This window comes from Megasphaera sp. AF13-6AC (assembly GCF_027685385.1).
GTDB classification, from domain to species: Bacteria; Bacillota; Negativicutes; order Veillonellales; family Megasphaeraceae; genus Megasphaera; species Megasphaera micronuciformis.
Genome location: NZ_JAQCUN010000204.1, coordinates 1 through 1,063, shown reverse-complemented (window position 1 = coordinate 1,063; position 1,063 = coordinate 1). Strand labels below are relative to the sequence as shown.

At 49.6% G+C, this 1,063-nt stretch carries 1 pseudogene; it reads right to left on the bottom strand.

Annotated features, from left to right (window positions below):
- Positions 1-1,063, bottom strand: a pseudogene (locus tag PGX78_RS08135) (hemagglutinin); the annotation flags it as partial.

Sequence of the window (1,063 nt, the reverse complement as noted above, 5' to 3'; positions counted from 1 at the left end):
CCCGTCATTTCCGACGAAGTTCATCCCCTTGGCCGTCAGGTTGTTCGTAATGTTCGTCGTCGTATTCGTTACGGCATGATTTACCTGATCCGTCAGGTAGTCTACGTTTACGACTTCGCTTCCGTCGTTACCCGTCGCATAGGCTACATTGGTAATATGCGTGCCGCCCGTCTTATTGACGTACGTGCTGCCTGCCATGGTAACGGAGTTTTTATTCACGACGCCGTTTGAAATATCGTAGTGAACGGCGTCTTCATCGTGGCCGCCCTTTGCGGAAATACGGATTTGCCCGTTTTCCGACTTTTCGATGGTCACGTTTTCACCGTTTACAAGATTGACCTTACCCCGGCTGGGCGGTACATCTTTCCCGTTAGCCTGCAATGTCCAAATATCCGTCTTCTTCGCCAAGTCGCAGTCTTTAAAGCCGATCTCGTAATGTCTGTTTCCGTTCGCATCAATACCGCCGTTATCCTTAACGGTAATACGACTCCCCGGAACGGCGGATACGGTCGTATCCCTACCGTTTACAGTATAGGTTTTTGTTCCGTTAGCAACAGTTGATGTAACGGTCGTATTCGAACCGCCTTTCACTACGACGGCCTTCTGAGCTTCGTTATGAATAACCGTTTTGCCTTCATTGGTAATATTGGACAAGTTAATATTAGCCGACGCATCGATTTTCTGACGAACCGCATCGGTTAACCCGACAGTAACCGTTCCGCTTCCTGCCTGAGTGGTCACGTACTGATTATCACCTTGAATTTTTAAAGTCTGACTATCCAATAAGACATCCGTATGACCCGTATTGGCACCCACTTTGAGGTTCACATTGCGCAATTGGGCCACATTGACAGCATCCGTATCCTTGCTGCCGGCTGCTACATGGGTAATTTGTCTCGTATGTCCTTCATTGCCGACGGAAACGGCTGCATACTCGGACCGTAAAGCAGAACCGCCAAGTCCGGCATAGCCGTTTGTCCGCCCGTCTTCCGTTTTAACATTGTAGCCCCATTCACCGCTTGTTCTGTCGGCTCTCGAGTTAGAGCCCAAAGCTACGCCGTTT